Origin of the sequence: Mesorhizobium sp. B2-4-3 (genome assembly GCF_006442815.1) — a bacterium.
GTDB lineage: Bacteria > Pseudomonadota > Alphaproteobacteria > Rhizobiales > Rhizobiaceae > Mesorhizobium.
Window position 1 is genome coordinate 86,665 of sequence record NZ_VFVL01000025.1, and the last position, 6,788, is coordinate 93,452.

Below are 6,788 nucleotides of genomic sequence, written 5' to 3' on the forward strand. Positions count from 1 at the left end.
CTTCCGTAGGTCGGGCCAGGGCCTGGACGGATGATAAGCGGAGGCGATTATTCCTTGACGGTCGAGATATCCGGCGCGTCGACAGCCTTCATGCCGACGACATGGTAGCCGGAATCGACATGATGCACCTCGCCGGTCACGCCGCGCGACAGATCCGACAGGAAGTAGACGCCGGAATCGCCGACCTCCTCCTGGGTGACCGTCTGCTTGAGCGGCGAATTGTACTCGTTCCACTTCAGGATATAGCGGAAGTCGCCGATGCCGGAGGCGGCGAGCGTCTTGATCGGACCGGCGGAGATGGCGTTGACGCGGATCTTCTTGGCGCCGAGGTCGACGGCGAGATAGCGCACGCTGGCTTCGAGCGCCGCCTTGGCGACGCCCATGACGTTGTAATGCGGCATCACCTTCTCGGCGCCGTAATAGGTCAGCGTCAAAAGCGAGCCGCCATCGGTCATCAGCGGCTCGGCGCGCTTGGCGATGGTGGTGAAGGAATAGACCGAGATGTCCATGGTGCGCAGGAAATTGTCGCGCGTCGTCTCGACATAGCGGCCGGTCAGCTCGTCCTTGTCGGAGAAGGCGATGGCATGGACGAGGAAGTCGAGCTTGCCCCAGTGCTTGGCGATGTCGGCGAAGACGGCGTCGAGGCTTTCCGGGTCGGTCACGTCGCAATGGCCCGCGACATGCGCGTTGAGTTCGGCCGCCAACGGCTCGACGCGCTTCTTGAACGCCTCGCCCTGATAGGTCAGGGCGATTTCCGCGCCGTGATCGACGCAAGCCTTGGCGATGCCGTAAGCGATCGACCGATTGTTGGCGACGCCCAGGATCAGGCCCCGCTTACCGGCCATCAGGCCCTGTCCACCTGCCATCTGCAAGCTCTCCGCAAGAATATCTGCTTTGTGGAGAGCCTATCGCACAGGCACAAAGCCCCTTCAAGCGCCCAAAAGACACTGTAACAGGAACAAAATTCCGCCGATCAGCCTTTTTGGCGGCGCATAAGGGCCCCAAGCTCGGCATCGCCGCCTTCCGGCAGCATCAGCCGCACATGGGCATAGAGATCGCCATGGCCGCCCGCCTTTTCCGGCAGGCCCCTGCCCTTCAGGCGCAGCACCTTGTCCGAGCTCGACCATGCCGGAACGTTGACCGCGAGCTTGCCGGTCGGCGTCTCGACCGCCACCTTGGCGCCGAGCACGGCGTCGGCCAGATCGACGGGCAGATCGACATGCAGGTCGCGTCCCTCGATGCGGTAGCGGGCGTGGCGGCGGATGTGGATCTTGACCAGCGCATCGCCCGGCTGGCCCGGGCCTTGCTCGCCCTGGCCCTTGAGACGGATCGTCTGGCCGTCCTCGACATAGGCCGGCAGCTTGACCGCCACCTTGCGGCCGTCGGGGAACATCGCCGTCACCTTATCGGCGGTGGCTGCCTCCTCGACGCTGATGTCCATGGTGACGTTGAGGTCGGCCGCCTGCACCGGCTGGCGGCGGTCGCCCCGGCCAGCACCGCGGGCGCCGGAAAAGGCATCGCCGAAGATCTGGCTGAAGATGTCGCTGTTGCCGTCGAACGGATCGCCGCCCGGACGCCCGCTGCGAAACTCGAAATGCGCGCCGCCCGGACCCTGCTGACGGCGAAAGCCCGCGAACGGGTCACCGCCGGCCGCGCCTTCAAAGCCCTGGAATTTCGGCTTGCCCTCGGCGTCGATCTCGCCGCGATCGTAGGCGCCGCGCGCCTTTTCGTCGCCGACGACTTCGTAGGCCTGGTTGACGGCGGCAAAACGGTCCTTCGCCTTCGGATCATCCGGATTCTGGTCCGGATGATGCTTCTTGGCGAGCTTGCGATAAGCCGATTTTATGTCCTTGGCCGATGCGTTCTTGGCAACGCCCAGCACCTCATAGGGGTCGCGCATGCTTCCTGCCTGCAAGAGAGAATGGATTTATCGTCGCCTCCTATATGCGCTCGCATAGGAAGAAATTCCAGTGCCGCAAGGGGAATTGGCGCCCGAAAATCAGAGCGCCCAAGAATCAGAGCGCGTTGAATTCCTGCATGCGCCAGCCGCCGGCGCCGGCTAGGCACAGCTCGCCCTTGTAGAGGGCAACGCCGTCGAAGCTCTCGCGCGTGGCGCTGAAACGGCGACAGGTCAGGCCGCCATCCTTCAGTTCCACCAGTTCGGTAATGGCGCCGCGCGAGCCGGTGCCGGCATTGGCCCATGGCACCGCCTGGCCGCCAAGCTCCTTGATGTCGGCGGAGGAAACGGCGTTGCCGATGGTGGTCTGGTCGGAGTCCTTGTCGGCCGCAGCCGGCGCGGCAGGCGAGTACGGCGTGCTGGAGGTGACGATCGAGCGGTCGACATCGGCCTTTTCCAGGCTGAAGCCGCCGGCGCCGCAGGCGGCAAGAGGAAGCGCCAACGTCAACAGCGCAGCCTTGGCACTGGCCGAAGCGATAACGCTCCATTGCCCGCTGTCAAAAGCTTGCGCGATACGCGACAATCGGCGAACTCCTCCCGCAATATTAAAAATTTGGAAAACTATGAACGAAACCGAGTTAACAAGCAGTGACTTCACCGAGGCCGCGGAGCCGTTCAGGCTCTTTGCCGCATGGCTGGAGGACGCAACCAAAAGCGAGATCAACGACGCCAATGGCGTCGCCCTGGCGACCGTCGATGCCGACGGCATGCCGGATGTGCGGATGGTGCTGCTCAAGGGGTTCGACGAAAAGGGGTTTGTCTTCTACACGAATTTCGAGAGCGCCAAGGGCCGCGAGATTCTTGGCAGCATGAAGGCGGCGATGTGCTTCCACTGGAAATCGCTGCGCCGCCAGGTGCGGGTGCGCGGGCCGGTGGAGATCGTCAGCGACGCCGAGGCCGACGCCTATTACGCGACGCGTCCGCGCGGCAGCCGCATCGGCGCCTGGGCCTCGAAACAGTCGCGGCCGCTGGAAAGCCGCTTCGCGCTGGAGAAGGCGGTGGCCGAATACACGGCACGCTACGCCATCGGCGAGATCCCGCGGCCAAAACACTGGTCGGGTTTCCGCATACTGCCGCAGTCGATCGAGTTCTGGCATGACCGGCCGTTCCGCCTACATGACCGCATGGTGTTCTCGCGCAACGACAAGGGCGGCTGGGACAAGACGCGGCTTTATCCTTGACGTTGTGGAGACGGCGTGTGCGATTGAAGCTGCCTGTACTCGCGAGAAGGAGAGATGCATGAGCCTGTTCCTGGCCTTTCTTGGTGTCTCATTCATCGTGCTTGCCACGCCTGGACCGGACACTGCCATCACCATCCGCAACACGCTGCTCGGCGGGCGCATGGCGGGCGTGTTCACGGCGCTCGGCATCTCCAGCGGCCAGACGATCTGGGCGCTGGCCACCAGCGCCGGCATCGTCGCGCTGCTCGTCGCATCGGAACCGCTGTTCCTTGCCGTCAAATATGCGGGCGCGGCCTATCTCATCTATCTCGGCGTCATGGCCCTGCAGGAAGCGCTGCGGCCGCCCCATCGCCAGGACACGGCGACCGTGGCCAGGCCGGCGCGCCGTCTGACGGCGGCAAGCGCCTATCGTCAGGGGCTGATCAGCGATCTCGGCAATCCGAAGATGGCGGTATTCTTCGCGAGCTTGCTGCCACAGTTCGTGCCGCCCGGCGGAGAGAGTTTTTCGGCGCTGCTCGGCCTCGGCGCGGTCTTCGCCGTCATGACGTTCACCTGGCTCGCGCTCTATGCGACGGTAGTCGCCAAAGCTGGGGATTTCCTGCGCCGCCCGTCGATTCGCCGCACCATCGAGGGGCTGACCGGAATGGTGCTGATCGGCCTCGGCATCCGCATCGCGACCGAGCACAGGTGAACGGGCGATCGGCCCTGCGGGCGGCCTGCGCGAACTATTTCTTTCTGGTCATGAACGCAGTCAGCGCCGCGCGCGCCTCGTCCGACTTGAGCCGCTCGCGGAAATGCTCGCTTTCGACCTTGATGCGGGCGACGAGTTCCTCGCGCGGCTCGCGCATCAGGTCGCGCGCGATCTTCAGCGCCTGCGGCGGTTTGGCGGCGATGCCGCCGGCGGCGGCCAGCACCGCGCCTTCCAGCGCGTCTTCCGCGACGAGGTCGTAGATCATACCGGCCGCCTTGGCGCGCTCGGCGGAAAAACCCTCGCCAAGGCCAAGCAGCGCGAAGGCGCCCTGCCGTCCGAGGAGCCGCGGCGCGATCAGGCTGGAGCCGGCCTCCGGCACAAGGCCGAGATCGACGAAGGGTGTACGGAAAATCGTGCGCGGCGTGGCGAAGGTCAGGTCGCAATGCAGGTTGAGCGTGGTGCCGATGCCCACTGCGATGCCGTCGACGCCCGACACCATCGGCTTTTCGGACTTGGCCAGCGCCATCAGGAAATCCCAGACCTCGTTGCCGCCCTCGCCGCCGGTGGCGATGACGAGGAAATCGGCGAGGTCGTTGCCGGCGGAGAAGGCACCCGGAACGCCGAGGAAGACATGCACGCGGACCGCCGGATCGGCATCGCCTTCGGCAAGAGCGGTCGACATTTTCGCGTACATGGCGCGCGTCAGCGCGTTCTTCTTGTCCGGGCGGTTGATGCGGATGATCTGCACGGCGCCCTGGCGCTCGACGAGGATATGGTCTGTCACGATTTTTTCCTTGTGAACGTCAAGCTGAAATCAGCGCCTTACCGGCGGCGGCGAGGCTCTCGGCGCCGTCGATGACGCGCTCCTTCAGCGCGTACGTCTCGCCGAGCAGGTTTTCTGCGAAGAAGCGGCAGAGCGCGATGCGGTCGCGGTCGGCGAGCCCGGCCTGCGCCAGATAAGCTCCGCCGGCGGCGAGCGAGATCAGGCGCAGATAGGGCGTGGCGCCGGCCATCGCGGCGTCGGCCTTGCCGTCGGCAAGCTGCTTCTGCAGGAAGCGCGTCGCTTCGTCGAGATCTGCAAGCGCGCGGTCGAGATTGTCTGCGGTGCGGCCGAAGCCTTCGATGTTGGAGGTGCGCACCGCATCGGCCATCGCTTTCAATTCGCCGATATAGGCATGCACATGCTGACCGCCACCCAGCGGCAGCTTTCGCGAGACGAGGTCGATCGCCTGGATGCCGTTGGTGCCTTCATAGATCGGCGCGATGCGGGCATCGCGATAGAGCGCGGCGGCACCCGTCTCCTCGATGAAGCCCATGCCGCCATGCACCTGGACGCCAAGAGAGGCGACTTCGACACCGACATCGGTCGAGAAGGCTTTGGCAAGCGGCGTCAGCAGGTTGGCGCGGTCGCGCCAATTGGCGGCGGCCTCGCCCTCGCCGACGCGCGCGCGGTCGATGGCATGCGCGCAGGAATAGCTGATCGAGCGGGCGATCTGGGTCAACGCCCGCATGGTCAAGAGATTGCGCTGCACGTCCGGGTGATGGACGATCGGCGCCATGCCGGAGCCCGGATAAGCGGAAGCCTTGCCCTGGCGGCGCTCATTGGCATAAGCGATCGCCTTCTGCGTGGCGGTCTCGGCCACCGCCACGCCCTGCATGCCGACGGCAAGGCGGGCGTTGTTCATCATCGTGAACATGCAGGCGAGCCCCTTGTTCTCCTCGCCGATCAGCCAGCCGATGGCGCCGGGTGTCGCGCCCTGAAAACCGTCGCCGTAGATCATGGTGCAGGTCGGCGAGGCATGGATGCCGAGCTTGTGCTCGAGGCCGGAACAGAAGACGTCGTTGCGGGCGCCGAGCGAACCATCGTCGTTGACGAAGAACTTCGGCACCAAAAACAGCGAGATGCCGCGCGTTCCGGCCGGCGCGTCGGGCAGCCGCGCCAACACCAGATGCACGATGTTGTCGGTGAAATCGTGCTCGCCATAGGTGATGAAGATCTTCTGGCCGAAGATGCGGTAGGTGCCGTCGCCGACAGGCTCGGCGCGGCTACGCAAGGCCGCGAGATCCGAGCCCGCCTGCGGCTCGGTCAGGTTCATCGTGCCCATCCACTCGCCCGAGACGAGTTTTTCCAGATACTTCGCTTTGAGCGCGTCCGAAGCGTGCTTGTCCAGCGCCTCGACTGCGCCCATGGTGAGCGTCGGGCCGATACCGAAGGCCATGGCGGCGGAGTTCCACATTTCGAGCGCAGCGACGCCGAGCATGGTCGGCAGGCCCTGGCCGCCGAATTCTTGCGGCCCGGACAGCGCGTTCCAGCCGCCGTCGATCCAGCGTCGGTAGAGTTCCTTCCAGCCGGGCGGCGTGGTGACGGCGGCGTCCTTCAGCACAGCACCTTGCTCATCGCCGATCTTGTAGAGGGGTGCGACCTCCTCGCTGGCGAAGCGCCCGGCCTCGACCAGGATCGCGTCGACAATATCCTCGCCGAGATCGCCGAAGATGCCGGCATCCAGCGCCGGCTTCAGCCCGGCCACCTGCTTCAGCGTGAAGGCGATGTCCTCGACCGGCGCGCGATACATGTCTGCTCCTCCTGCGTTCCAGCCAATCCTAGAGCATGGCCGAAGCGAAACCCATGCGTCGATCCCGCACCTTCTTTTTACGTAAACGTCAAACTTTGTCACGCGGATTTTGCGAGCGCGAACGTCGTCATCCATGACGCTTGCCCCAACCGAAGCAAATCGCCGACCTCGGAGATTAGCCGAAGCGCCCGAACTTCGTCATCCACGGGCGGAGCGACGCGAAGCGTCGCGTAGACCCGAGGATCCATTCCGTGACCTTGATCGAAGGGCGCAGCGGAGCAGAATTCTGGATCGTCGAAGCGCCTCGACGTCACGGAATGGATTCTATGGTCTGCGCCGCGTCGCTTCGCTCCTTGCTCCGCCATAGAATGACGAAATCGCGAAGG

Annotated in this window: 7 protein-coding genes; 2 read left to right on the forward strand and 5 right to left on the reverse strand. The window is 64.8% G+C overall.

Annotation, left to right across the window (positions count from 1 at the left end):
- Positions 1-47 precede the first annotated feature (47 nt).
- The 3 genes from fabI to FJ956_RS21940 all read right to left on the reverse strand — a co-directional run bounded on the left by fabI (position 48) and on the right by FJ956_RS21940 (position 2,480).
- Complete coding sequence (gene fabI, locus FJ956_RS21930; RefSeq protein WP_140681782.1) at positions 48-866, reverse strand: enoyl-ACP reductase FabI; 819 nt, start codon at positions 864-866, stop codon at positions 48-50.
- A gap of 107 nt (positions 867-973) precedes the next feature.
- On the reverse strand, positions 974-1,900 hold the full coding sequence (locus tag FJ956_RS21935; RefSeq protein ID WP_140681780.1) for a J domain-containing protein: 927 nt from the start codon (positions 1,898-1,900) through the stop codon (positions 974-976).
- 115 nt (positions 1,901-2,015) lie between these two features.
- Positions 2,016-2,480 carry an RT0821/Lpp0805 family surface protein gene (locus FJ956_RS21940; protein WP_140681778.1) on the reverse strand — a complete coding sequence of 155 codons (465 nt, stop codon included), beginning with the start codon at positions 2,478-2,480 and terminating at the stop codon, positions 2,016-2,018.
- A 40-nt stretch (positions 2,481-2,520) separates the two neighbouring features.
- On the opposite strand from FJ956_RS21940, the gene pdxH reads away from it, so the two are divergent.
- Positions 2,521-3,138, forward strand: coding sequence for a pyridoxamine 5'-phosphate oxidase (pdxH, locus tag FJ956_RS21945; protein ID WP_140681776.1), 618 nt, complete (start codon positions 2,521-2,523; stop codon positions 3,136-3,138).
- 58 nt (positions 3,139-3,196) lie between these two features.
- Positions 3,197-3,829, forward strand: a complete 633-nt coding sequence (locus FJ956_RS21950; RefSeq protein ID WP_140681774.1) for a LysE family translocator — start codon at positions 3,197-3,199, stop codon at positions 3,827-3,829.
- 34 nt (positions 3,830-3,863) lie between these two features.
- Here the strand turns inward: FJ956_RS21950 and FJ956_RS21955 are convergent, their stop codons facing one another.
- Together FJ956_RS21955 and FJ956_RS21960 are read right to left on the reverse strand one after the other, a co-directional pair.
- The gene (locus FJ956_RS21955) at positions 3,864-4,613 is read right to left on the reverse strand and encodes a crotonase/enoyl-CoA hydratase family protein (RefSeq protein WP_140681772.1); all 750 of its coding nucleotides are present in this window, start codon (positions 4,611-4,613) and stop codon (positions 3,864-3,866) included.
- A 19-nt stretch (positions 4,614-4,632) separates the two neighbouring features.
- Positions 4,633-6,402 (reverse strand): acyl-CoA dehydrogenase, encoded by a 1,770-nt coding sequence (locus FJ956_RS21960; RefSeq protein ID WP_140681770.1) that lies wholly within the window; start codon positions 6,400-6,402, stop codon positions 4,633-4,635.
- Between the last annotated feature and the right edge of the window lie 386 nt (positions 6,403-6,788).

Coding starts and splice junctions, on each gene's coding strand:
- FJ956_RS21950 (WP_140681774.1), top strand. CDS start 3,197: ATGAGCCTGTTCCTGGCCTTTCTTGGTGTCTCATTCATCGTGCTTGCC.
- FJ956_RS21960 (WP_140681770.1), bottom strand. CDS start 6,402: ATGTATCGCGCGCCGGTCGAGGACATCGCCTTCACGCTGAAGCAGGTG.
- pdxH (WP_140681776.1), top strand. CDS start 2,521: ATGAACGAAACCGAGTTAACAAGCAGTGACTTCACCGAGGCCGCGGAG.
- fabI (WP_140681782.1), bottom strand. CDS start 866: ATGGCAGGTGGACAGGGCCTGATGGCCGGTAAGCGGGGCCTGATCCTG.
- FJ956_RS21935 (WP_140681780.1), bottom strand. CDS start 1,900: ATGCGCGACCCCTATGAGGTGCTGGGCGTTGCCAAGAACGCATCGGCC.